Raw genomic sequence first — 24,097 nt, 5'->3', positions numbered from 1 at the left:
CTCCGTCTCCGCCATGCGTCACGCCACCGGTACGGCGAAACCGAGTTTTGACCGGCAGAAGTCGGCCCAGTCTTGGTTCTCCGTGGCGAGGATCGGTGGTTCGTCACCGAACGGGTCGGCGACCACGCTGAGGTCCTCCGCGATGTAGCAGACGCTCTCGTCCGGTCCGTGCGGATCCGCGGCCATTTCCTGCCAGCCGGGAAAAGCACGCAACTCGCCGAGGGAGTACGCGCGATGGTAAGAGCGCACTGGCCGACGCTCCCTTCGTGCCGGGTGTTCGTGTCCTGGGTCTGGTTGCGAGCATGTCGGCCTCGGTCACCCGCACGCCATGGGACTGCCATCGTTCGATCACGGGAGTGCCGCACCAGGGTGGAAGTGCGCCGGAGTCGAGCTAGATTCGACAGCGGGGTTCCAGCGATGGTGACGTTGTCAGCACAGGAAAGGAGGCGCCGTGCGGCCACTCCGAGGTTTGCGTTGGTTTGCCACTCCGGTCGAGCGTCCGGCAGCCCAGGTTCGCATGTACTGCCTGCCACACGCCGGTGGCGGCGCGAGCGCATATCACTCGTGGGGAGCGGAAATCGCCGATTTCGTCGAGGTCTGCCTCGTCCAGTTGCCCGGACGGGAGTGGCGGCTCGACGAGCCCGCCGTCTCGGACGCGGGCGAGCTGGCGGACGTCCTGACGGCACAGATCACCGCCCATGCCGACCGCCCGTATGTCCTTTTCGGGCACAGCATGGGCGGCAGGTTGGCGTACGAGATCGCGTCGCGGGCCGAACGTGCCCGCGTGCGTTCACCGCTGTGCGTTGTCGCATCGGCTTTCTACGCCCCGACACTGCCGAACCGAAACCCGGTGCTGTCCGATCTTCCTGAGGACCAGCTCGTCGCCAATCTCGTCAGTTACGGTGGACTGCCTTCGGACTTCGCGACCAACCGGGACTTCCTGCGGTTCCTCTTGCCGACGGTGCGTGCCGATTTCGCCGTCGTCGAGTCGTTCGGACTCGCCGAGCCCGGCGGCCTGTCCTGCCCGGTGAGCGTGTTCGCGGGCGACGAAGACGAGTACGTCGCACGGGAGGACGTCCTTGCGTGGCAGGAGGCGACAACCGACCGGTGCACGGTGCGATTCCTGCCCGGCGGCCACTTCTTCCTCCGCGAGAACTCGGCCGCCGTCCTGGCCGCGGTAGCCGAGGACCTGGCTTTGCAGCTGGAGCTCAGTCGCTGACGGGCGCGGCCCGCTTGCGGGTCGCGAGCCCGGCCATTGCCCGCGCGGAGCGGAAGTTGGCCAATTCCAGGTCTTCATCGTCGACGTGGATACCGAAGGCCTTCTCGACGAACAAGATCAGCTCCAAAGCGAACAGCGAGTTCGCAAGCCCGAGCGCGAATATGTCGTCGTCCGCCGCGAGATCATCCGTGCCGAAGTACCTGTTGAGAAAGTCCAGCGCCGTTCGTTCGGCTACTTCGTGGTTCGATGTCATGACGGGATCTCTCCAATCGCATTGTCGGCGGTCATCGCGCGTAGGACCGTCCAGTCGACTTCGACGCCGTACGTCCACAACTGGCTCACCGCGTCCAGCCAGCTCGCGGTGTTGCAGTGCCAGGACGGAGAGTGCGGAAGGGACGCCAGCACTCGTGGTCTGTGCTCGCCGGGCTCCAGGAGTGTCTGGGACATGAACGTCGACAGCTCCCGTCCGAGGCCGATCTCCAGCAGCACGGCCGGCGCGGTGCGACGTGCGACACGGACGGCGTCCAGGAAGCGGACCGGGGAGCACAGCTGGCGGGCCCAGTAGCCGGGATCGGTCGCCTCGTGCGGTCGCATCCATCGGCCGGTGACCGTCGAAACCCAGGGCATTACCGGCGGGTCGCGCCGCACGGCGGCCACTTCGCCGGCGATCACCGGTGCGACCGATGCCAGCAGAGGCGAGTGGAAAGGGCGGTCCACAGGCAGGAGGCGATGGGCCACGTTCGCCGAGCGCAGGTCCTCCGACAGTCGCTTGAGCGTCAGCGGGTCGCCGGCGGCCACGGTCAACCGCGGTGCGTTGATGGCGGCGATCACCGCGCCGTCGGGGAGGTACCGTCGAACCTCGTTGTGGGGCAGGGAAACAGTGAGCATCCCGCCGGCCGGTAGGCGGGAGACGAGCTCGGCGCGCCGGATGACCAACCGGAGCGCGTCCTCCTCGGTGAACACCCCGGCGAGGCAGGCAGCGACGTACTCGCCGAGGCTGTGTCCCACCACCAGATCGGGGGAGAGGCCGGCGGCGATCCACGTGCGGGCCAGTGCGTAGCCGATCGCCCACCGCAGCGGCTGATCGTCCAGCGTGGACAGCATGGGTGGCTCCGGCTCGAGCCGGGCGGCTCGCAGCGGGTTGCCCGGAGCGGCCACCGTCGGCGTGGTCACCACGTCGAGGCGCAGCGGCCGGCCGGACAACCTTCTGGCCAGCCGGTCGAGCCGGTCGAGCCGGGTTCGGAACCCGGTGTTCGTGCGGTAGAGCGCGCGCCCGGCGACCACGATCGGCGCTCCGAGACCGGAGCAGCAGAACCCCACGGTCGACGGCTGGCACTCACCGGGAGAGTTCCGTACCCACCGGGCGTCTTGGCGCGCGAGCACCTGCTTGGCGTGCGCCACGCTCGTCGTCAGCACGGCGCGCCGGAAGCGGTCCGGCCCGCCGGCCCGCGCCCACAGCGCGTCTGCGGCCGCACGGAGATCGGTGTCCTCGGGCCAGGCCAGCACCGCGGCGGTACGCTTCTCGAGTTCGTCCGCCGTGGCCGCGCCGAGCGGCAGCAGGTAATAGGACGGTTCGTCGGAACCGGCCATCGAAGTCCTTTCGTCGCCGTCTTGCTGGTCTCGTGCCCCGATCGTCGACTGCGGCGTTCATCGATCTGCTATGGCACCGCCATGGATGCGTCACGTCGGCGGTCGCAAGCACTTCTCGACGGGGAAAGCCGTTGCTAACTTTTGGAAAACCGTGCGAGTGGAGGATCCGTGGAGTCCGATGAAGACGATCGCCGCTACACCGTGGTCATCAACGACGAAGAGCAGTACTCGATCTGGTTCGCGGATCGAGAGCTCCCCCCAGGCTGGGCCGTGGTCGGCTACGAGGGCAGCAGGAAGGACTGTCTCGCGGAAATCGAACGCGTGTGGACGGACATGCGCCCACGCAGCGTGCGAGAGTTCCACGAGGCCGAGGGGAAGGCGGCTTCCTGACGGCCTCGCCGGTTCGGCGTGGTGATGGAGGCATCGGCCGGGCGCGACCACGCCTTCGACGACGTCACGCTTCGCGACCTTCGGCTCCGGTGGAGCGAGAAGTGGCGCCGGTTTCCGCCGGATGTGCTTCCGCTGCAGCTCGCCGAGATGGACTTCCCCATCGCGGAGAGCGTCAGGAGTGCCATCCTCGCGCACCTGCACGGCGGCGGTGATCTCGGCTACGCCTTCGCGTACACGGCCGACTCCCCGCTGTTCCCGGTGTTCGCGGACTGGGCGGCGGACGAGTTCGGGTGGAAGGTCCCGGCCGACCAGCTCCTGCTCTACCCCGACGTCATGGCGGTCGTCGAAGCCGGCATCGAGGTCTACACCGGACGCGGTGACGGGATCGTCGTCGACACCCCCGGCTACCCGCCGTTCTTCGAGGCGGTCACGGCCGCGGGACGACGCGTCGTCCGCAACCCGGTCCTGCGCACGCCGGCGGGATGGCGGTTCGACCTGGCGGGCCTGGAACGTGCCTTCCGGGCCGGCGCGTCGGCGTACGTGCTGTGCAACCCGCACAACCCGACCGGACTCGTGCTCACAGGAGTCGAGCTGAGGCGGATCGTCCACCTCGCCAAGAAGTACGAGGTGGCGGTGCTCGCCGACGAGGTGCACGCCCCGGTCGTGTACCCGGGGAGTCACCATGTCCCGATCGGCTCGCTGCCGGAGTCCCGCGGGGTGCCGCTGGTGACCGCAATGTCGGCCAGCAAGGGGTGGAACTTCGCGGGGCTCAAGTGCGCGATCGCCGTTCCCGGCTCGGTGGCCGACTTCGACGGTCTCACTTCGCTGCGCCCCAGAGAGCGCGACGGTGTGGGCATCCTGGGGATCTCGGCCAGCGTCGCGGCGTTCGCGTCGGGCCGGCGGTGGCTGCGGCAGGTGGTCGACTACCTCGACGGGAACCGGGCGCTCGTTTCGTCCCTGCTGTCCTCACTGACAGGGTTCGAGTCCGCGTACTTCGTGCCCGAGGGCACCTACCTCGCTTGGGTGGATCTGCGGCGGACCGCGGACCACCTCGGCGTCGACGATCTGGGGGAGTACTTCCTGCACCACGCGAGGGTCGCCGTCAGCGACGGGCGCGAGTACGGGCAGCCGGGATTCGTCCGCCTGAACTTCGCCACGTCGCGGTCGATCCTGCGGCAGGCCATCGCACGCATGGCCCGGGTGGTCCACTGAGCGCCGCAACGGAGGAAACGTGCCCGTAGCCGAAGCCGACCCCGCGGAGTTCTTTGCGCTGTTCGGGACCCGGAACCGCCCAAACCCGTATCCGGCCTACCGGCGCTGGCGGGAGCACGCACCGCTGGCTGTGCTGCCGTGGGGAGTCCTGGTGGCGAGCGGGCACGCTGAGGCGGCAAAGGTACTGCGCGACCCCGGCTTCGGTCACCCCGAGCCGAAGCCGGCCAAGGGCGTCGTCCCGTCCTTCCTGGAACTGAACCCGCCGGATCACACGCGGCTGCGCGGTCTGGTTTCGAAAGCCTTCACCCCCCGCATGATCGGGAAGCTCGAGCCGGTGGTCGAAACCATTACCACCGACCTGCTGACCACGGCGCTCGCCGACGGCGAGGCCGACCTGATGGCGGCGCTGGCCGCGCCGCTGCCCGTCGAGGTGATCGGCGAGATGCTGGGTGTGCCGCGAGTCGACCGCCCGCTGCTGGCGGCGTGGTCGCACGCCACGGCCAGGCAACATGACCCGGCGTTCCTGCACACACCGGAGACAGCCGGAGAGGCCGAGCGGGCTCGCCTCGCGTTCGTGGACTATTTCGGTGACCTTGCGGACCAGCGGCGGCGAGATCGCGGCGACGACCTGCTGTCGTCCCTCCTCACCGTGTCCGAAGCCGACGACGTCCTCAGCGAAGCCGAGCTGCTCGCGACACTCACCCTGCTTCTGATCGCGGGATGTGAGACGGCGACCAACCTGATCGGCAACGGAGCGCTCGCACTGCTCCGGCACCCGCGCGGGCTGGCGCTGCTCGGCCGGAACGGGGAGTTCGTCGAGCAGGTGGTCGAGGAGTGCCTGCGATACGACCCACCGATCCAGCTGACCGAGCGGACGGCGTTGCGGGACACCTCGATCGGCGATGTCGAGGTACCCAGGGGCGCTACGGTGATCGTGTTGCTCGCCGCCGCGAACCGCGACCCCGTCGTATTCGCCGAACCCGACGCGTTCGACCCGGCGCGGGAAGCCGGGCGGCATCTGGCGTTCAGCAACGGCATCCACTTCTGCCTCGGCTCCCACTTGGCGCGCCTGGAAGGACGCGTCGTCATTCGCGAGCTCCTTCGCAGAGCGCCGTCGATGGCCGTCGCCGGCCCCCTCGTCTGGAACCCGACCGCCACGATGCGTGGCCTGCACCGCTTTCCCGTCGTGCTCCGCCCCTGAATCCATTACCGGACGACCCGTGTGAGAGGAGGTGAGCGACGATGCGTGGTTACTTCCGCGCGCTGCGACGACGGCTGCGGCACGGCCGATACACCGGTGCGTACCTGTACATCGATTGTCACTGAGCGGATGAGGGCGGCCCGGCGTCCCGGGTCGCCCTCCCGTTCTGCTCCGGGAGGCGCATGGTGAGAACACAACCACCCGGCCCACGCGGTCAGTGGCTGATCGGCGACGTACGCCGCTACGAAGCGGACCGGATGGGTTGGCTACGGCGCACGCGCGAGGAATACGGCGACGTCGTCCGGCTGGCACCCGACACAGTCGTCGTGCACGACCGGGGCACCGCACACGGCGTGCTGGCCTCGACCGATGCCGCCTTCCTGCTCGACACCAGCTTGCTCGCCGGCCGTCGTCACCGTCGAAGGGCACACGCCGGGCTGGACGCGTGGCAGGCCACCCGCCGCGATGTGTGGCACGGCTTCGCGGACCGCATCGCCCGCGACCACCTGCGTCGCCTCGTCGACGTGGCTCGCGCGGAGTTCGCCGCGGGTGCGGGAGAGAAACACGACCTGCTGGACGTGTGCCGGCGTGTCTGTGGCCGGGCCTTGGTCGACTTCTGCGTCGGCGGGGACGACACGGACCCCACGCTCGTGCCCGAGCTCATCCGGCACGCCGACGCGTTGTTCACCAGCGCCCTCTCGGTACTTGCCACCGGAGAAGCCAGGGTTCGCTGGGCTCCTCGGCCCGGCGCCCGTGCGGTGAGGGCGGGGAACGCGGAACTCAACGCGGTGCTCCTCGAACTCGTGCGGCGCCGGCGGCGGAACCGGGAGCCACGCGATCTCGTCGACGCCCTCCTGGCCCGGGGAACGGCCGATCGTGCGGCGGTCCGCGCTCTCCGTACCGTCCTCTTCGCTTCGCACGGGGTACCTGGGGCGGCGTTGTCTTGGGTGTTGCTGCGTCTCGCCGAAGACCCTTCCTCAGCCGAACGACCGGAGGCGTTCGTCAAGGAGACGCTGCGGTTGCACCCGCCGCAGTGGTTGCTCGTCCGTACCGTACGGCGTGCCACCACCGTTTCCGGCTACTGGCGGCGGGCGGTCAGCCAGGTGCTCGTGTCCCCCTACCTGCTGCATCGCGACGGTCGGTACTGGCAGGAACCCGAAGATTTCCGGCCATCCAGGTGGCTGGGGCCACGCACCCCGCATCTGCCGCACGCCTACCTGCCGTTCGGCGCCGGGCCGCGAGTCTGTCCGGGCGCGAGTTTGGGGTTTCGTCAGCTGGTGGCATTGACCAATTTGGTAGCCGACGAGCTCACGCCGACGTTGCCGCCTGTTGATGCGGTGGACGTCGACTGCAACGGTCTGCTGGTCCCCAAAGCCGTGACGGTGAGCTGGTGAAGCCTCGGATGCCGCGGCAGGGACCGGCCTACCGGCCGGCGACGGGGACGCCGAGCGGCTCGGCGCCGCGCACTACGCCGGCGCGGGGCTTGCGGTCGAGTCGACCGCGACCAAGCCGGGTCGCGGCAACCCGTTCGCTGTCGCGTGCATCACGGTTCCGCTGTTGGTCTCCTTCGGACTGATGTGGGCCGGCTCCTACGCGCTCGGCAAGGGGGTCGAGGATGTTCGGCCGATCCGGGATGAGATCGATCGCAGAGTGTGGGAACTGCTCACCGAGCTCTTGGCTGTGGAGGCCTGAGCGTGTTGGGTTGGCCTTGGGAGGTCTGGGGATGAACTGGCGGGAATCCAGTGAGAAGGTCGCCGCGGCCCTGCGCGCCGACGCGGCCGAGCGTGATCGGGCCGGTGCCCTCCCGGTCGCCGAGGTGGAGCTGCTGCGGCAGTCCGGATTGCTCGAGCTGCTGACCACCGACGGGTGGACGGCCGCGAACGAAGCGGCTCGGACCGTCGCGGCCGCCGACGCCTCGGTCGGGCACCTGCTCGGCTACCACTACCTGCAGCAGTGGCGGACCGGGCTGTTCGGCACGCGATCGCCCTCGGAACCGGGCTGGTTCTGGGCGGGGGTCGGCAATCCGCTCGACGCGGATCTGACGATGACCCCGGCCGGTGACGCGTTCGTGGTCGACGGCTTCAAGACCTTCGCCACGGGCGCTGCTGTCGCCGACCGGCTGGTCGTCAGCGCGACCCGGACCGACACCGGCGAGAAGACCACTTTCGGCGTCGATGCCCGTGCTCGCGGCATCAGCCATCCTGGCGGCTGGGACAACATCGGGCAGCGCCTCACCGCCAGCGGCGGCGTCCGGTTCGAGGGCGTCCGCGTCGAACACGGCGACGTGCTCGGCGTCCAGCCGGATCCGGTGCCGCCGCGGCTTTCGCTGGCTGCGCTCGGATTCCAGCTGATGCTCGCGCAGGTGTACGTCGGCCTGGCGCTCGGATCGCTCGACGCCGCTGCGGTCTACACCCGCGACCACGCCCGGGCATGGACGCTCTCCGACGTGGCCGCCGCGGCTGACGATCCCTACATCCTGGCCGGCTACGGCGAGCTGCTCGCCATGGCCCGCGCCGCCGGCCATGCGGTCGACGCCGCCGTCGCGGCCCTCGGCGCTGCCGATGAACGTGGCATCGACCTGACCGCCGATGAGCGCGCGGAGGCGGCCATTGCCGTGTCGGCGGCGAAGATCGCGGCCAGCCGCGCCGCGGTCGAGACCACGTCGAAGGTCTTCGAGTTCACCGGTGCCCGCTCGACCGGCGGCAAGTACTGCTTCGACCGGTTCTGGCGCAACGCCCGCACGCTGACCCTGCACGACCCGATCAGCTATAAGGCCCGCGAGGTGGGCGCCTACTTCCTGACGGGCAGGCCGCCCGTCCCCTCCGGATACAGCTAGAAAGGCGAGCCGGTGACCGACATGCTGCCCGTCCTCGCCGACAGCGTCCGTCTCGACGAGGACGGCGTGCACATCCTCGACCGCCGCCGGTTTCCGTTCCGCCGCGACTGGGTGCTGTGCAAGACCGTCGACGAGGTGGCCGACGCGATCTCCGGCATGGTCACTCAGTCCTCCGGCCCGTACTTCGCCGCGCTCGGCGGGATGGTCCTCGCCGCCCGCGCCGCGGCCGCTCTGCCGGTCGCTGAAGCTCGTGCCCGGCTCGAGGTTGCCGCCGCCCAGCTGGTCGCGACGCGCAGCACCAACAACCACCTGCGCAAGGCCGTGGGCTGCGTGCTCGACGCCGTCGCCGCGAGCGACGACGTGGTCAACGCGGCTGAGGACGGCGCCCGCCGCGGCGACGAGCTATACCGGGCCCGTAGCCGCGCCCTCGGCAGCCACGCGGCCAAGCTGCTGCCCGACGACGGTGTCGTGCTCACTCATTGCTGGGCTGACCTGTACCTCGTGGAGGTGGTGCTCGCGGCCCGCCGCGCCGGCAAGGAGCCGGCGTTCGTCTGCACCGAGACCCGGCCCTACCTGCAGGGCGCTCGGCTCACGGCGGCGACGCTGGCCGAGATGGACGTCGACACCACGGTGATCACCGACGGCATGGGCGCCGCCGAGCTGGCCTCGGGCCGGATCGATGTCCTGGTCACCGCGGCCGACCGCGTCACCATGGACGGTCACGTCGTCAACAAGATCGGCACGCTCGGCCTCGCGGTTGCCGCCGCGGCCTTCGGCGTCCCGTTCCACGCCCTCGTGCAAGCGCCGGACCAGGCCACCGCGACCGGTGCCGACGTGCCGATCGAGTACCGCGACGGCGCCGAGGTGCTCACTGTGCTCGGGCAGCCGACCACCAGCGGCCGGGTCCGCGGCCGCTATCCGGCTTTCGACGTCACACCGCCCCGGTTCGTCACCACGGTGGTGACCGACCGCGGGCCGTTCGCCCCGGACCGGCTGGGGGAGTACTACGCGGAAGGGGAACCCAACCAGTGACAACGACGCTGTCCGCCCGATGGGCGGTGCTCGACATCGAGGGCACGCTCACCGCCACCAGCCAGGTGCACGTCGTGCTCTACGACTACGCCCGCCCACGGCTGGGCCCGTGGATCGATGACCACCCGGACGACCCGGTCGTGACAGCGGCGGTGTCCGACGCCAAGCACCTGGCCGGTCTACCCGAGAGCGCGAGCACCGCCGAGGTCGTCGCTGCCCTGCACGGGTGGATGGACGAGGACCGCAAGGCCGCCCCGCTCAAGACGCTGCAGGGGTTGATCTGGCAACGCGGGTACGCCGAGGGCGACCTGACCACCGAGTACTTCCCCGACGTCGTCCCCACCCTGCGGGCCTGGCACGACTGCGGGCTGCGGCTGGCGGTGTTCTCCTCAGGCTCGGTCGCCGGCCAGGTCGCCTCCTTCTCCCGCACCACCGCCGGGGACCTCACCGGCCTGTTCGACAGTCACTTCGACACCGTCAACGCCGGCCCGAAACGCGAAGCGACGTCGTATCGGGCGATCGCGACCGCGCTCGGCGCCGAGCCCGCCGACATCGTGTTCTTCTCCGACGTCCCGGCCGAACTCGACGCCGCGGCCGCCTATGGCTGGCAGACCGTCGGCGTCGCCCGCGCCGGCGAGCCGTACGAGCGAGCCGACTTCGGCGCCCACCTCAAGATCACCTCGTTCGACGACGTCAAGGTGATCCCGAGATGACCGCCCTCGACCTCGCCGGGCGCGTCCTGGCCGCCGAAGCGGCGCGCTACACCGCGATGGGCTGGATGCGCGGCACGTCGGGCAACCTCTCCGTCGTCGCCGGGCGCGATCCGCTGCGGTTGATCGTCACGGTCAGCGGCCGGGACAAGGGCGAACTGTCCGAGCAGGACGTCGTCCTCGTCGACGAGGAAGGGATCGCTGTTCCGGATCAGCCGCACCCTGAGCGGGCCCCCTCGGCCGAAGCCGGGCTGCACGGGCGCATCGCCGCGGTCTCGGGAGCCGGGGCTGTGGTGCACGTCCACGCGCTCGCCCCGGTGCTGGCCGCCGAACGCTCACCCACCGGGGTCGTGCTGCGCGACCTGGAGATGCTCAAGGGGTTCGGGCGGGCCGCGCACGACGATGTCGTGACGATCCCCGTCGTCCCCAACAGCCAGGACATGAAGGTCCTCGGCGATGCCTTCGCCGCCGGCTTCCGGCCCGACACCCCCGCGTTGATCGTCGCCCGCCACGGTATCTATGTCTGGGGCGACGATCTGCACCAGGCACGCCACCGCCTCGAATGCCTGGAATGGTTGCTGCGGTTCACGATCGACGCCCAGGAAAGGGGAACACGATGACGCTGCTGACCGTCTGGCCCGACGACCGCCCCGAGCAGGTGCGGCTGCGCACCACCGACGCCGAGGTCATCGCCCGCGAGCTCGGCGGGCTCGGGGTCCGCTTCGAGCGCTGGGACGTCGTCGAGAACCTCCCCCGGGAGGTCACCGCCGAGGAGGTCGTCGAGGCCTACCGGCCGCAGATCGACAAGGTCATGGCACAAGAGGGCTACCAGCTCGTTGACGCCGTGCGGATGACCCCGTCCGCCGATCCGTCGTGGGCGGACGAAGCCTCTCAGGCTCGGCAGAAGTTCCTCGCCGAGCACATCCACGACGATGACGAGGACCGGTTCTTCGCCCGCGGCAGCGGCGTCTTCTACCTGCACATCGGTGCCAACGTCTACGGCGTCCTGTGCGAAGCGGGCGACCTGCTGAGCGTGCCGGCGAAGATGACCCACTGGTTCGACATGGGCACCCGCCCGGACTACGTGTCGGTCCGGTTCTTCCACGACGACGGTGGCTGGGTCGGTACGTTCACCGGCTCACCGATCGCGTCGGCGTTCCCGGACTTCGACACCCTGGCGGCCGGGCTCCGTTGACCGAGCGCCGGCCGGGGACGGTGCCTGCGCGGCCATCATGCCCGGTTGCGGCGGCGCCGGGCGATCACGGTCACTACGACGACCTTGACCACGACGATCGCCGCGACCGCGTCGGCTGCCCAGGTCCAGCGCGCATCGCTTAGCACCGCGGTGCCCAGTCCGATGTGGACGGCGATGACCAGTACAACTACTGCGGCGATGCTGATCAGGTTCCCCCGGTGCTTCCCCGGCACCGTTGCGGGATCCGGATTTCCCTGTGGCGGCCGCCAGATCACCCTGAGCTGGTCGCGGCGACCAATCGTCTCCAGGCGCTTGCCCACGAGCTCCTGCACGCGCGCCAGCTGTTGTTCGTCGGCGGCTTCGGCCCGCAGAGTCAAGGCGCTCTCGGTGGCCTGCACGGTGCAGCGAGCGTCGGCGGTCGCGATGGTGCCCTCGGTTTCGCTCCAGTCGACGCTTTGGAGCTCCGGCGGCCGGTGCCCGGCGTGCGCTCGGAGCCGGTGGCCGGCGCCCCGGCCCATTTCGCCGGCGTGGCGGCACAGTTGCACGAGATAGCGGCTGGCTCGAGCGGTGTCGATGCGAGCTTCGGCGGTGAGCATCCGGCCTCAGACCTTCGTGGCCGCGGCGAACCAGGCGTGCACGCCGCCCGGCTCGGGCGTGATGTCGATCCTGCTCCGGGACAAGGAATCCAGTCGCCAGCCCTCGACGAATGCGGTCACGACGTCGTCCCGGGTCAGCTTGTGCACCCGGCCCCAATCGCCAGGTTCGCGATCGCTGATCCCGAGCATGAAGTAGCGGCCGCCCGGGTGGAGGACCGCGCGCAGGCCGGCCAGGTAGGCGACTTGGTCTTCACCCGTGAAGAGATGGAACAGCCCGCAGTCCAGCACGGTGTCGAAGACGTCGCCGAGCTCGCCGAGGTTCCGGGCGTCGAGCTGCGCGAACCGGGCGACGCGGCCACGCTCTCGGGCCTTGTCTTCGGCGATTCGGAGGGCGGTCGCGGCCAGGTCGACGCCGGTCGCGTCGAGACCGAGCCCGGCGGCCAGCAAAGCGTGTTCACCGGTGCCGCACCCGACGTCCAGGACGTGTCCGCGGAGTTCGCCTGCGTCGGCCAGTGCCAGGAATGTGGGCTGCGGACGGCCGATGTCCCACGGGGGCGGGCTGGCGTACAGGTCGTCGGGGTGGTGGATGGGGGAATGCGACATCGACATGGGCGTCTCCTCACGGTGCAGCCCAGAATTATCAAGACAATGTGTCTCTGTCAATACAAGGTGTCTCTAGTAGGTCGTTTTGTATGCTCGTCCGGTGCCGAAGCTGTGGACCGATACCGTCGCGGCGCACCGCCTCGCGGTGCGGGACGCGATCCTGAACGCGGCCGCCGAGCTGGTCGCCCAGCGTGGGCCCGCGTCGGTGACCATGTCGCAGATCGCCGCCGAAGCCGGGATCGGCCGGGCGACGTTGTACAAGTACTTCGCCGACGTCGACGCGATCCTCGTCGCGTGGCACGGTCGTCACGTCGCAGCTCACCTGGCCGAGCTGACCGCGATCGTGGCCGGCCCCGCGGATGCGGGAACACGGCTGGTGAAGGCGCTGCAGGCCTACGCCGAGATCACCTTCCACCGCGGTCGCCACAGTGCGGATCTCGCGGCCGTGGTTCACCGGGACGAGCACGTCGCGGAAGCGGAGCAGCAGCTCGTCGACCTTTTCCGCGGCTTGCTGGCTGAAGCTGCCGCCGCCGGCGACGTCCGCGGTGACGTCGACCCCGCCGAGCTGGCGGGGTACTGCCTGCACGCCGTCGCCGCGGCGGCCGAGCAGCCCTCGCCGGCAGCTCGCCGACGCCTGGTGAAGGTCATCCTCGACGGCCTGCGTTCACGCTGAGGAGTAAGGGCACGGCGAATCTGATGCCATGACCAGGGCGACGCCATGGCGGGCGCTCGCTGTCCACGGCCTTGACTCGGGTGTTGGCGCTGCTCGGCGGCGTTCGTCGGGGTAATTCAAGCGCTGGGTCAGTCGTGGTCGGGCATGCCGTGGATGTGGTGGTCCGCGGCGTTCATGACCTCGGCGAGCAGGCAGCGGACGTGACCGCCGCGGGCTCGTAGTGGGTGTGGCGGCCGTCGCGGCGCAGGCTCACCAGGCCGGCGAGCCGCAGCTTCGCCAGGTGCTGGGACACCGCCGGGCGCGCGATCCCGACTGCCGCGGCCAGCGAGGCGACGTCGTACTCGTGGCGCTGCTCGGGACCGGGCTGACCACCGTCGCGCTGGGGCTGCCGGCCTACGACCTCGCGGGTGCCGACGCCGGGGCCGTGCTGGGAACCGCGCTGGCGATCAAGACGGTCACCTACGTGACGGTCGCCCGGCGCCTACGCCAACCGAGTGCCGCGCCGGATGATGCTGGTCGGCCTGGACCTCGTGCGGGCGCTCGTCGTTCTCGCGCTGCCGTTCGTCAGCGAGATCTGGCAGGTCTACGCCCTGGTCGTGGTGCTCCAGTCGGCTTCCGCGGCCTTCACCCCGACCTTCCAGGCCGTGCTGCCGGACATCCTGGCCGACGAGCGCGACTACACCCGGGCGCTGTCGGCCTCGCAGCTCGCCTCGACGATGGAGAGCCTGCTGAGCCCGGTGCTCGTCGCGGCGGCGCTCAGCGTCGTCAGCTTCCACTGGCTACGCAGCGACACCGCGGCTGCGAGGTGTCCTGGGGTTCAACCTCGTGGTCGCCGCCGTCGGGTCGGTCGTCATGGTCAACACCGTCAACTACGTCCGGGACGAACTCGGCCGCGGTCAGGCCGACGTCTTTGACCGCCTCGAAGAACTCCGCATCGACCTGCTCGTCCCAATCCTCGTCGTCCACGATCCCGGATGCTCGATGCTCCCATGGCGTCTGCGGTCCTTCGGGCGGCTCGGGGTCCGGCGCCGGGTCAGTCGGAACCGGGCAGTTCGGCGGGCTGGGGCAACGGTTTTCGCGCAGTTCGGCGGTGGCCTCGGCCGCTGACCCCGGCCAAAGGGCGGCTGGCTGGCTGCAGCGGCGGCCACCGAACTGGTCGGCGGGCTCCACGTCGCTCGGCGGCCCGGCCGACTTCCCCGGCGCCGACGTCACCGTCCGGCTTCGCGGAGGCCGTAAAGTGGTTCGCCATGACCGAGGCACGAGCGACCGCGCCGGTCGTCTTCGTGTCCTACGCCCACGACGACGAAGACCATGTGCGGGTGGTGCTCCGCTTGGCGACCCTGCTGCGGGAGTCGGGCATCGACGTCCGTCTCGACCAGTGGGCCGACCGGGAGCGGATCGACTGGGCGCTGTGGGTCGACCGGACCATGCCGGCCGCGGACTACGTGCTGGTGATCGCGTCACGCGAGTTCCACCGCCGGTCGATGGAGCAGGCTTCCGAAAGCCGCACCTGGGGCTTGCAGTACGAGGCGGGGATGCTCCGGGAGCTGCTCACGGCCGACCGGTCCCGGTGGCGCGCCCGGATCCTCCCGGTCCTCCTTCCCGGGCACGACGTCGACGAACTGCCGCCCTTCCTCCAGGGGCACACGAGCACGCACTACCGGTTCTCGTTCGCTCCGGGCGGCGCGGATGACCTGCTGCGCACCCTCACCGGCCAGGCCGCCCATCCCGAGCCGCCCCTCGGGGCGCTGTGGACGCCGCCGCCGGAGGAAGCCGGGGACGGGATTCCCCAGCGCGACCGCGTTGTCTCCCCGACCAGGGACTCCCTCACCGATCCCGCCCGGCTGATCCTGCCGCTGCTGCGCCGGGCCAGCCTGGAGTCGGTGTTCGTGCCCGCGGTGGAGCAGGCCTTGACGGTCCCGGCGGTGGTCGCGATCTACGCCGAGGCCGGCATGGGCAAGAGTGTGCTGCTGGCGCAGCTCCACGACGAGCTCGCGAAGCGACCGGATGTCGGCGTCGTCCTGGTGTCCCTGAGCGAAAAGGTGACCGACCGGCCCCGCACCCCGGCCGAACTCGACGCCCAGCTCGGCGCCGCGATCGGCCGCCCGGGGACGTTGACCGACGTCGTCGGGCTCCAGCAGTCGTGGGGACTGCGTCCCGTGGTGCTCCTGGACACCCTCGACCTGATCCTGGACCGGGAACTCCGCCCCGTGCTGACGCAATGGCTCCACCAGCTGGTCGAACGCGGCGTTCCCGTGGTCTTCACCTGCCGCAGCTTCGAGTTCCGGACGCAGCTGGAGCCGATCGGCGAGCGGATGTCCCTGCTCGCGGCCCGGATCGACCGCCGGGAGGTGTACCGGCTCAGCGAGTCGGAGACCAAGCACTTCGCGCGGTGCTACGTGCAGACGCTCGCCGAAGTGACACCGGACCGGCGTGACGCGTTCTTGGACCGGCTGCTCCACCTGCGCGGGCGACGGCGTGCGGTGGTCGAGGTGTGCGGGAACCCGCTGCTGCTCGCCCTGGCTTGCAGCTTGTACGCACCCAGCGGGGAGATCCCCGAGGACCTCACTGTCGCGCGTTTGTTCCAGACCCACTGGAACCACCAGGTCGTCGGCAGTCCTCGGCGAAGCCTCACCTACACCGAGGCCGAGGAGCGGGGCCGGATCTGCCTGGCCGGCGGCCGGGCGATCCTCGCCCGCTCCACCACGACGTTCGCGGAGAACTTCCGGGCGGCCGGGATCGACCCGGCTCCGGACGACCACGCGCTCGACGACCTGTGCTCGGCGGGGATCCTCGTGCCCGCGGCCGACCCCACCCGGTTCCGCTTCTTCCACCAGACGTTCGCCGAATGGGTGATCGCGCGGTACTTGGCGGAGGCTGACGCCGACCGGACGGATTTCCTGGCCCGGCTCGCCGACCCGGGCCAGCGCGGCCACCTCGGGCCCATCCTCGTCCAGCTCCTGTACACGCTCGAAGAGCCGGCGGAATACCAGCAGATCGTCGGCCGGCTGGACCTCGACGACCTCCTGTCTTTGCGGGCGGTGGCGCTCTCGGCGGTCACCCGCGGCGACCTCACCCTGATCGCCGAGCTGCTCGAGCGACGGACTTCCCCCGAGCACGAATGGCACGTGCTGGAAGCCCTGGGCGCCACCGCCGAGGGCGACGCGACGGCGGTAGCGGACCTCCTGCTCGCCGGATTCGCCCGGGTCGCGGCGCCGGTGCTGTCCCTCGCCGCGCGGGTTCTGGGCGACCTGGTCGCCCGCTCGGCGGATCGCGGGCGGCTCCTGCCCGCGGCGCTGGAGGCGATCGCCGAGCGTCGGCCGGCCATGACCGATGCCGACCGACGCGGCCAGCTGCCGGAGCGGTTTCTGGAAGCCCTCGACGACACCACGTACACCGACGCCGACCGTGCGGTGCTCCGGCAGTACTACGGCAGGCTGGGACCCTGGGCCCGGGCGGCGATCCTCCGCCTCCACAACGGCGTGACGGCCGGCGAAGCCGCGAGCCTCCTCGAAGTGGCTCTGCAGCATCGGTTGCCCGCGGCTTCGACGTCCGAAGCCCAGGCGCTCGTCCGGACGGTGTTCGCCGACGCCCCCGCGCGCAAGACCCTGACCTGGGACTCCTGGCAGGCGATGCTGGCGAAGGATTACCCCGCCGGGTGGCACGACGTGCAGTGCCGGCTCGTCGCGGACCTGCTCTCCGGCGTGCACGCGGTATCGCTGCGCGATCTCTTCGGCGCGGCCCTGAGCTCGGACACGGCAGTGGCGCAGCGGGCGGTGTACGTGCTCGAGAAGGTTGCCGCCCGCGAACCGGCGCCGACCTTCGGGCTGCTGACGGCGGACCCGGCACCCGCCGATCGGCGGGAGCTGGCCCTGGTGCGGACGATGCTGATCAAGGCACCACCGCTCGACCGCGCGCTCGCCGCCCGGGTCATCGCATGGCTCGAACCGGCTCTCCCGGTGGATCCCCGGCTGATCGGGCAGGCGATGATCCACGCGGCTTCGACGCACGCGGATTTGCTCGCGGACGTCACCGCACGCACGAAACACCTGCTTTACCAGGACTTTTCCCGGATCGTCAGCGCGGTCCTGGACGTCTGCCCGGTGCCGGAACTGGCCACGCTGCTCTCGGGCCTCCGGCTGCTCGCCGAGGGAGCCGACGGGCTGGCCGCGCGCGTTGCCGGGGCCTTCGCGCCGATCGACGCTCGGGCGCGGGATCGCTGTGCGGAGCTGGCGCTCGGGGCGGCGGCCACGCCGGCGAAGGCCGCCGTCCACCGCCTGGTGACCACGGCGGTCGAGCTCCGCTGGTTCGACGCGGCGCTCGCCGGTCGGCTCCTCACCTCGCGCCACCCCGGTGCGGTGCAGAACGTCGGCCGCTGGATCACCGAAACCGTCCGCGAGCCCCTCCCGGAGGACCTTGCCGCCGACCTGACCGAGGCACTCGACCGCGCTACGGCGAGCCCGGTCGTCGCGGCACTGACCGCCGCCGTCGCCGACGACATCCGGCGAAACGGGCCGCTGGCCGCGCGAGCGGCGACCCTCACCGAAAAACTCGTTGCCCGCAGCGAGGACCCCGCTTGTCCGACGGCCCTGGCACGCGAGCTGATCCGCTCGGCACACTCCCTCCTCCTCTTGCAGCTGGCCGCCGGTTGCGACGAAACCGTGCTGCGGCCTCTGGTCCACCGCGCGGTGCGAGCTCCTGCCCTCGCCGACCTCGACGAGGCCGCGGAACTGGTGGAGCGGGTCGTGAGGCGAGCCGGGTCATTCCTGCGGAGGGGCTCGCCCGCGGTCCTCGACGAACTGCTCGAGGGTCTGCCCGATCTGCCCGGCCGGGCTCAAGCGGGGCTGGCACGAGCCATCCGCGTCGATCGCGGCGAGCAGAGTTCCGAGTTCCGCCGGATCGCCGAACGGACGACGGACGCCGGTACCCGGACCTACGTGCTCGGCCGGCTCGCCTGATTTCCCGCATACTTTGATCGACCGATGTCTTGATCGGTGGTTCGCGGGACCGCGGCCGCATGCGTCGCCAGCTGCGCTGCGGCCTGATGCACCCGGTCCCTGGTCGCCACACGCACCTTGTCCGGTGTGGCGAGCGCCCGGCACACCGATGACGCGGACCCGTCGGCCAGCCGGGCCACGCCTCTGATGGTCACCGTCATGTGGCTCTCCCAACATCACCGGGGTGGGCAGCTTCACCCGCACACCAGCCGACCGGCCGGCGGTCTCATGCGGCAGCCGACGGAACAATGCCGGAATCGTTACCATTCTTCTACAAGACGTCGAGCGACCCCGCCAATCAGCCGCTCTTCTCCGGAAGCATCGCCGGCTCCTCGCCGCTCGATCAGACCCTCATCGGCGACGACACGACCATGTTCCTGTCCTTCGCCGGCGACAACGGCAAGATCTACCGGGCCGGCATGCCGATCGGGAACTTCCCCGGCAGCTTCGGCGCATCCTCGACGGTGGTCATGAGCGACACCACGGCCAACCTGTTCGAAGCCGTCGAGGTCTACAAGATCCAAGGTCAGAACCAATACCTCATGCTGGTCGAAGCGATGGGCGCGAACGGCCGCGACTTCCGGTCCTTCACCGCGACCAGCCTTGGCGGTACCCGGACCCCACAGGCCGCGACCGAGAGCAACCCCTTTGCCGGCAAGGCCAACAGCGGGGCCACCTGGACCAACGACATCAGCCACGGCGACCTCGTCCGCACCAATCCCGATCAGACGAAAACCATCGACCCTGGCAACCTGCAACTGCTCTACCAAGGACGCCATCCCCGCTCCGACGGCACCAGCTACCACCTGCTGCCCTGGCGGCTGGCCGTGCTCACCCTCCAGCGCTGGCCGGCCGGCCTCGGCTCGAGCCACCGACTCGGGAAAGCCGGAAAGGCAAGCGGGACGGTTCCGATGACTGTGTCGTCGGAACCGATGATGAAGCCCGCGGCCACGGTGAGCTCACGCGTCGGCCCTGACCAGCTCAAACGCCCGAGGTGACCGAAGGGGTGCCGAACGGCCCAGATCGGGCCCCGCAACACCCCTCGGCGCACCTCTCGGACGGTGACGTGTCGGCGTCAGCGAGGCTGGTTCGCCCACCACCGCTGGCCGGCTTCGGGCAGGGTGGTGATCGGGTCGTAGTAGGGGTAGCGCCTCTGCAGAGCCTCGCCGCGATCCTCGGCGTCGGCCTTGTCCACGCTGGTCAGGTAGTTCTTGGTCCAGTACGAGATCCCCAGCTCCCGGTCGTACTCGGCCAGCTGGTGCACCCACCGCTTCCCCACATAAGGCACGTCACACACGATCCGCGGCGTCGCATACCCGGGCAGGTACCCCATGATCGCGTGCTGCAGCTCCTGCGCCTCCCACACCGCGACCCGCCAGTGCTCGGCGTTCGGGATCATGTCGCACATGTAGAAGTAGTACGGCAGGATGTTCGCTTCCCCTTGCAGCGCGAAGCAAAGGTCCAGCAGGGCCGCGGGCGTCGCGTTGACCCCGCGCATCAGCACGCCCTGGTTCCGCACGTCCCGCACCCCGACGTTCAACGCCGTCTGGGCTGCCTCCGCCACCAGCGGGGTCACCGACTGGGCGTGGTTGACGTGGGTGTGGATCGCCAGGTTGACCCCGCGGCGCTGAGCCGTCACCGCGACGCGCTCCAGTCCCTCGACCACCTTCGGCTGGATCCAGTGCTGGGGGAGCGCCGCCAGTGCCTTCGTCGCCAGGCGGATGTCGCGGACCGTCTCGATGTCCATCAGGCGCATCAGGAACGACTCCAGCTGCGGCCACGGCACGTTGGCCACGTCACCGCCCGAAACGACCACGTCGCGGACGCCCGGGGTCTTCTTCAGGTACGCGATCATCGCGTCCTGGCGGTCGACCGGCTTCAGCGTCAGCTTGTGCTTCTCGACCGTCTCCGTCGAATTGCCGACCAGGTCCATGCGGGTGCAGTGGCCGCAGTACTGGGGGCAGGTCGAGATCATCTCGGCCAGCACCTTCGTCGGGTAGCGGTGGGTCAGGCCCTCCACCACCCACATCTCCGCCTCGTGCAGGGAGTCGCGCTCGGCGTGCGGGTGGCTCGTCCAGACCGGGTCGCGATCGCTGCGGACCGGGAGCATGTAGCGGCGGATCGGGTCGGCGTAGAACGCCTCGGTGACCTTCGCCGGATCGGTGCCGGCCGTCGGGGCCATCGTGTTGAGCATCTGCGGGGGCAGCAGCATCGACATCGTCGCCAGCTCGCGCTGGTCGGCGAGCAGGTCGTCGTAGAAGCGTTCCTCCAGCAGGTCGCCCATCAGCGCGCGCAGCTGCTTGACGTTGCGGACGCAGTGCACCCGCTGCCACTGCGCGTCGCGCCACTCGGCCTCGGTCACGTCGTGCCAGCCAGGAAAGCGGCGCCAGTCGGGTTCCACCAGCTCGGCGCGGGCGTACTCGTAGGGCTGGTCGAAGGCGGCGGCAGGCGTCACAGGTTCCTGGATCGCAGTCACTTGTACTCCTAGTCGTCGGGAACGCGTTAAAATATCCTGTCATAACGCTGCCACAGAGTAAATCTTCCTGCCCGCCGGGGCGGCGTCCCCCACGTGGACGAAGGGGGCAGACTCAGGGGCGTGACGGACGAACACACGACGCTCCTGCTCGGCGGGCGCATCTACACCCCGACCGGCCCGGACGCCACGGCGATGGCGGTCACCGGCGGCACCGTGGTCTGGGTCGGGCAGGACGCCCCGGCCCGCGCCCTGCACCCCGGCGCCGAAGAAATCGACCTCGACGGCGCCTTCGTCGCCCCCGCGTTCGTCGACGCCCACGTCCACGCCACCGCCACCGGCCTGCACCTGACCGGCCTCGACCTCACCGGCGTCCGCAGCGCCGCCGACCTGCTCGCCCGCGTGCGTGAAACCGCCGCGCCAGGCCAGGTCCTGCTCGCCCACGGCTGGGACGAGACCACCTGGACCGACCCGCGCCCGCCCAGCCGCACCGAGCTCGACACCGCCGCCGGCGGCGCCCCCGTCTACCTCAGCCGCGTCGACGTCCACTCCGCGCTCGTCTCCACCGCCCTGGTCGAGCTGGCCCCCGCCGCCCGCACCGCCGACGGCTGGTCACCCGACGGCCCGCTGACCCGCGCCGCCCACCACGCCGTCCGCGTGGCCGTGCGCGCCGCTATCACGCCCGAGCAGCGCGAACGCGCCCAGCGTGCGTTCCTCGCCGAGGCCGCGAAGCAGGGCATCGTGAGCGTCCACGAATGCGCAGGGCCCGACATCTCCGGCCGCGACGACCTCGCCGCCCTGCTCGCCCTCGCCGGACCCGGCACACCCGAGGTCGTCGGCTACTGGGGCGAGCTCGGCGCCGTCGCAACCGCCCGCGAGCTCGGCGCCCGCGGCCTGGCCGGCGACCTGTTCGTCGACGGCGCCCTCGGTTCCCACACCGCCGCACTGAGCGCCCCCTACGCCGACCACCCGGGCGAGGGGACGCTTTACCTCGATGCCCACGGCATCGCCGGGCACCTGGCCGCCTGCACCGAAGCCGGGCTGCAGGCCGGCTTCCACGTCATCGGCGACGCCGCGGTCGCCGAAGTCGTCGAAGGCTTCCGGCTCGCCGAGAAGGAGGTCGGGCAGCGCGCACTGGCCGCCCGCCACCACCGGCTCGAACACCTGGAGATGGTCACCGCCGACCAGGCCAAGCAGCTGGCCGGCTGGGGCGTCGTCGCCTCGATGCAGCCGCTGTTCGACGCGCTCTGGGGCGGCCCGGAAGGCATGTACGCCGAACGGCTCGGCGCGGACCGCGCGGCCGGGCTCAACCCCTTCTCGGCCTTGGCCGCCGAAGGCGTCCTGCTCGCCTTCGGCTCCGACGCGCCGGTGACACCGCTCGACCCGTGGGCGAGCGTCCGCGCCGCGGCCTACCACCGGACGCCGGGCGCCGGGCTGTCCCCGCGGGCGGCGTTCACCGCCCACACCCGGGCCGGGCACCGCGCCGCGGGCGTCAACGACGGCGTCACCGGCAGCCTCGTCCCCGGCGCGCCGGCGCACTACGCGATCTGGGACGCCACCGACCTCGTCGTGGCCACCCCGGACAGCCGCGTGCAGCGCTGGTCCACCGACCCGCGGGCCGGCGTGCCGCCGCTGCCGAGGCTCGAGCCGGACGCCGCCCTCCCGCGGTGCCTGCGCACGGTCCGCGCGGGTGACGTCCTCCACGACACGATCTCCTAGAGTTGGCACCTGTGGCAGTCACCGTGGCCGATCCCGAACCGGGCGCCCAGCACCAGCCCGCCCGCACGCGGCGGTTCCCCCCGGCCTGGCTGCTGCGCACCGCCGCGGCGCTGGTGTCCGGATTCGCCTATTACCTGAGCTTCGCACCGCGCCCGCTGTGGTGGCTCGCGCCGCTGGCCTTCGCCGGGCTGGCCCTCGTCCTGCGCGGCCGCCGCTTCCGGGCCGGCTTCGGCTACGGCTTCGCGTTCGGGTTCGTGTTCTTCCTGCCCCTGCTGACCTGGCTGCTGGACTTCCTGGGCCCCGACTTCGGCCCGTGGCCGTGGCTGGGACTGTCGCTCGCGCTGGCGCTCTACCACGGCCTCGCGGGCGGCCTGATCACGCTGGTGTCCCGGCTCCCAGCCGCACCGCTGTGGGGCGCGCTGGTGTTCATCGCCCTGGAGACGCCACGCGCGTGGTTCCCCTTCGGCGGCTTCCCCTGGGGCCGGGTCGCCTTCAGCCAGCCCGAAGGCGCGTTCCTGCCGCTCGCCTCGATCGGCGGCGCCCCCCTGGTCGGCCTGGCCGTCGTGCTCACCGGGTTCTGCCTGGCCACCCTTGCCGCCCGGCTGTGGGAGGGGCGCAAGCTCACCCGTCCGGCCGCCTTCGCCGCCCTCGGCACGCTGCTGCCCGTCGTCGCGGGCCTGGCGCTGTGGCCGTCGATCGGCACCGGCGCCCAGGACGGCGAGCGCACCGTCGCGACCGTCCAGGGCAACGCCCCGGACATCGGGCTCGCGCTGCAGGGGGAGCGGACCGTGCTGCGCGACAACACCATCGCCGAAAGCGAGCGCCTGCTCGCGGACATCCGGGCCGGGAAAGTGCCCAAGCCGGACCTGCTCGTGTGGCCGGAGAGCGCCACCACCGTCACCGGCCCGGACCTGCAGGTCGACCAGCTCGTCGCGAACTTCGGCGTCCCCGCGCTGATCGGGGCGATCTACCGGCTGCCGGACGGGCACCTGCAGAACTCCGTCATCGCCTGGGACCCGCGCACCGGGCCCGGCGCGCGCTACGCCAAGCAGCAGCTGGTGCCCTTCGGCGAGTACGTGCCGGCCCGCAAGGTCGCCGAGCTGGTCACCCCGTTCCTCGACGCCGAAACCGTGGACATGGTCCCCGGCGACGGCGCCAACCAGGCGATGGCCGCCGCGGGCACCAAGGTCGGCGTGTTCGTCTGCTACGAAGCGGCGTTCGACTACCCCGCGCGTGACGCCGTCCGCGACGGCGCCGAGCTGCTGGTGGTGCCGACCAACAACGCCTGGTACGGCGAGAGCGAGATGAGCGTGCAGCAGCTGGCCATGTCCCGGCTGCGGGCGGTGGAGCACGGCCGGGCCGTCGTGGTGTCCGCCGTCTCCGGGGTCAGCGCGATCGTCGCGCCCGACGGGACGGTGACCAGCTCAACCGGCCTTTTCACGGCGGATTCCCTGGTCGGGCGCGTCCCGCTGCGGACGCAGACTACGCTGTCGGATCAACTAGGTGCGTGGACGGAGTACGGGCTGCTGGCTCTGGCGATCGCCGGGGTGGCCGGCGGGCTCGTACTCCGTTTTCGCACCCGGCGCGGCAGCGCCGGCACGGCAGCAGGGGAAGCGGCGGACTGACCGCCGCGGATATCGGAGGAGCACGG

At 70.8% G+C, this 24,097-nt stretch carries 21 protein-coding genes and 2 pseudogenes; 16 read left to right on the top strand and 7 right to left on the bottom strand.

Annotation, left to right across the window (positions count from 1 at the left end; all coding sequences use genetic code 11):
• Nucleotides 1-18: 18 nt before the first annotated feature.
• Nucleotides 19-249, bottom strand: a complete 231-nt coding sequence (locus tag ACWED2_RS24265) for a hypothetical protein (RefSeq protein ID WP_449692777.1) — start codon at nt 247-249, stop codon at nt 19-21.
• Nucleotides 250-451: 202 nt separating this feature from the next.
• On the opposite strand from ACWED2_RS24265, the gene ACWED2_RS24260 reads away from it, so the two are divergent.
• Complete coding sequence (locus tag ACWED2_RS24260) at nt 452-1,219, top strand: thioesterase II family protein (RefSeq protein ID WP_449692776.1); 768 nt, start codon at nt 452-454, stop codon at nt 1,217-1,219.
• Here the strand turns inward: ACWED2_RS24260 and ACWED2_RS24255 are convergent.
• Nucleotides 1,209-1,472, bottom strand: coding sequence for a phosphopantetheine-binding protein (locus ACWED2_RS24255; RefSeq protein ID WP_449692775.1), 264 nt, complete (start codon nt 1,470-1,472; stop codon nt 1,209-1,211). The genes ACWED2_RS24260 and ACWED2_RS24255 overlap by 11 nt on opposite strands.
• Nucleotides 1,469-2,809 (bottom strand): acyltransferase domain-containing protein, encoded by a 1,341-nt coding sequence (locus ACWED2_RS24250; protein ID WP_449692774.1) that lies wholly within the window; start codon nt 2,807-2,809, stop codon nt 1,469-1,471. The genes ACWED2_RS24255 and ACWED2_RS24250 overlap by 4 nt, the downstream gene beginning before the upstream one ends.
• Nucleotides 2,810-2,977: 168 nt before the next feature.
• Between ACWED2_RS24250 and ACWED2_RS24245 the strand changes: the two genes are divergently transcribed.
• The 9 genes from ACWED2_RS24245 to ACWED2_RS24205 all read left to right on the top strand — a co-directional run bounded on the left by ACWED2_RS24245 (nt 2,978) and on the right by ACWED2_RS24205 (nt 11,385).
• Nucleotides 2,978-3,199 carry an MbtH family protein gene (locus ACWED2_RS24245; RefSeq protein WP_449692773.1) on the top strand — a complete coding sequence of 74 codons (222 nt, stop codon included), beginning with the start codon at nt 2,978-2,980 and terminating at the stop codon, nt 3,197-3,199.
• A 24-nt stretch (nt 3,200-3,223) separates the two neighbouring features.
• The gene (locus tag ACWED2_RS24240) at nt 3,224-4,411 is read left to right on the top strand and encodes a MalY/PatB family protein (protein ID WP_449692817.1); all 1,188 of its coding nucleotides are present in this window, start codon (nt 3,224-3,226) and stop codon (nt 4,409-4,411) included.
• A gap of 19 nt (nt 4,412-4,430) precedes the next feature.
• Nucleotides 4,431-5,612, top strand: coding sequence for a cytochrome P450 (locus ACWED2_RS24235; RefSeq protein WP_449692772.1), 1,182 nt, complete (start codon nt 4,431-4,433; stop codon nt 5,610-5,612).
• A 182-nt stretch (nt 5,613-5,794) separates the two neighbouring features.
• Nucleotides 5,795-7,006: a cytochrome P450 gene (locus ACWED2_RS24230; protein ID WP_449692771.1), complete on the top strand. Its 1,212-nt coding sequence runs from the start codon at nt 5,795-5,797 to the stop codon at nt 7,004-7,006.
• 329 nt (nt 7,007-7,335) lie between these two features.
• Complete coding sequence (locus ACWED2_RS24225; protein ID WP_449692770.1) at nt 7,336-8,448, top strand: acyl-CoA dehydrogenase family protein; 1,113 nt, start codon at nt 7,336-7,338, stop codon at nt 8,446-8,448.
• A gap of 21 nt (nt 8,449-8,469) precedes the next feature.
• The gene (locus ACWED2_RS24220) at nt 8,470-9,480 is read left to right on the top strand and encodes a methylthioribose-1-phosphate isomerase (RefSeq protein ID WP_449692816.1); all 1,011 of its coding nucleotides are present in this window, start codon (nt 8,470-8,472) and stop codon (nt 9,478-9,480) included.
• Nucleotides 9,477-10,193 carry an acireductone synthase gene (mtnC, locus tag ACWED2_RS24215; RefSeq protein ID WP_449692769.1) on the top strand — a complete coding sequence of 239 codons (717 nt, stop codon included), beginning with the start codon at nt 9,477-9,479 and terminating at the stop codon, nt 10,191-10,193. The genes ACWED2_RS24220 and mtnC overlap by 4 nt, the downstream gene beginning before the upstream one ends.
• Nucleotides 10,190-10,810: a methylthioribulose 1-phosphate dehydratase gene (mtnB, locus tag ACWED2_RS24210; RefSeq protein WP_449692768.1), complete on the top strand. Its 621-nt coding sequence runs from the start codon at nt 10,190-10,192 to the stop codon at nt 10,808-10,810. The genes mtnC and mtnB overlap by 4 nt, the downstream gene beginning before the upstream one ends.
• Nucleotides 10,807-11,385, top strand: coding sequence for a 1,2-dihydroxy-3-keto-5-methylthiopentene dioxygenase (locus ACWED2_RS24205; protein WP_449692767.1), 579 nt, complete (start codon nt 10,807-10,809; stop codon nt 11,383-11,385). Before mtnB ends, ACWED2_RS24205 begins: the two co-directional genes overlap by 4 nt.
• A 35-nt stretch (nt 11,386-11,420) precedes the next feature.
• On the opposite strand, the gene ACWED2_RS24200 is transcribed toward ACWED2_RS24205, so the two are convergent.
• Nucleotides 11,421-11,981 carry a DUF2218 domain-containing protein gene (locus ACWED2_RS24200; RefSeq protein WP_449692766.1) on the bottom strand — a complete coding sequence of 187 codons (561 nt, stop codon included), beginning with the start codon at nt 11,979-11,981 and terminating at the stop codon, nt 11,421-11,423.
• A gap of 6 nt (nt 11,982-11,987) precedes the next feature.
• On the bottom strand, nt 11,988-12,590 hold the full coding sequence (locus ACWED2_RS24195) for a class I SAM-dependent methyltransferase (RefSeq protein WP_449692765.1): 603 nt from the start codon (nt 12,588-12,590) through the stop codon (nt 11,988-11,990).
• A gap of 94 nt (nt 12,591-12,684) precedes the next feature.
• Between ACWED2_RS24195 and ACWED2_RS24190 the strand changes: the two genes are divergently transcribed.
• The 3 genes and pseudogenes from ACWED2_RS24190 to ACWED2_RS24180 all read left to right on the top strand — a co-directional run bounded on the left by ACWED2_RS24190 (nt 12,685) and on the right by ACWED2_RS24180 (nt 18,215).
• Nucleotides 12,685-13,257, top strand: coding sequence for a TetR/AcrR family transcriptional regulator (locus ACWED2_RS24190; RefSeq protein ID WP_449692764.1), 573 nt, complete (start codon nt 12,685-12,687; stop codon nt 13,255-13,257).
• 343 nt (nt 13,258-13,600) lie between these two features.
• Nucleotides 13,601-14,166 (top strand): annotated as a pseudogene (locus ACWED2_RS24185) (MFS transporter); the annotation flags it as partial.
• Nucleotides 14,167-14,504: 338 nt separating this feature from the next.
• On the top strand, nt 14,505-18,215 hold the full coding sequence (locus ACWED2_RS24180; protein WP_449692763.1) for an NACHT domain-containing protein: 3,711 nt from the start codon (nt 14,505-14,507) through the stop codon (nt 18,213-18,215).
• On the opposite strand, the gene ACWED2_RS24175 is transcribed toward ACWED2_RS24180, so the two are convergent.
• Nucleotides 18,191-18,415 carry a LacI family DNA-binding transcriptional regulator gene (locus tag ACWED2_RS24175; protein ID WP_449692762.1) on the bottom strand — a complete coding sequence of 75 codons (225 nt, stop codon included), beginning with the start codon at nt 18,413-18,415 and terminating at the stop codon, nt 18,191-18,193. The two genes, ACWED2_RS24180 and ACWED2_RS24175, sit on opposite strands and share 25 nt — an antisense overlap.
• Before the next feature lie 105 nt (nt 18,416-18,520).
• Here ACWED2_RS24175 and ACWED2_RS24170 point away from each other — a divergent pair.
• A pseudogene (locus ACWED2_RS24170) lies at nt 18,521-19,099 on the top strand (non-reducing end alpha-L-arabinofuranosidase family hydrolase); the annotation flags it as partial.
• Between the two features lie 230 nt (nt 19,100-19,329).
• Here the strand turns inward: ACWED2_RS24170 and ACWED2_RS24165 are convergent.
• On the bottom strand, nt 19,330-20,730 hold the full coding sequence (locus ACWED2_RS24165) for a KamA family radical SAM protein (protein ID WP_449692761.1): 1,401 nt from the start codon (nt 20,728-20,730) through the stop codon (nt 19,330-19,332).
• A 120-nt stretch (nt 20,731-20,850) separates the two neighbouring features.
• Between ACWED2_RS24165 and ACWED2_RS24160 the strand changes: the two genes are divergently transcribed.
• Nucleotides 20,851-22,446, top strand: a complete 1,596-nt coding sequence (locus ACWED2_RS24160; RefSeq protein WP_449692760.1) for an amidohydrolase — start codon at nt 20,851-20,853, stop codon at nt 22,444-22,446.
• A gap of 11 nt (nt 22,447-22,457) precedes the next feature.
• Nucleotides 22,458-24,071 (top strand): apolipoprotein N-acyltransferase, encoded by a 1,614-nt coding sequence (gene lnt, locus ACWED2_RS24155; RefSeq protein WP_449692759.1) that lies wholly within the window; start codon nt 22,458-22,460, stop codon nt 24,069-24,071.
• Nucleotides 24,072-24,097: the final 26 nt, after the last annotated feature.

Source organism: Amycolatopsis sp. NPDC005003 (genome assembly GCF_053600695.1).
The sequence above is the reverse complement of the archived record's forward strand: the minus strand, read 5'-3'. Positions and strand labels throughout refer to the sequence as shown.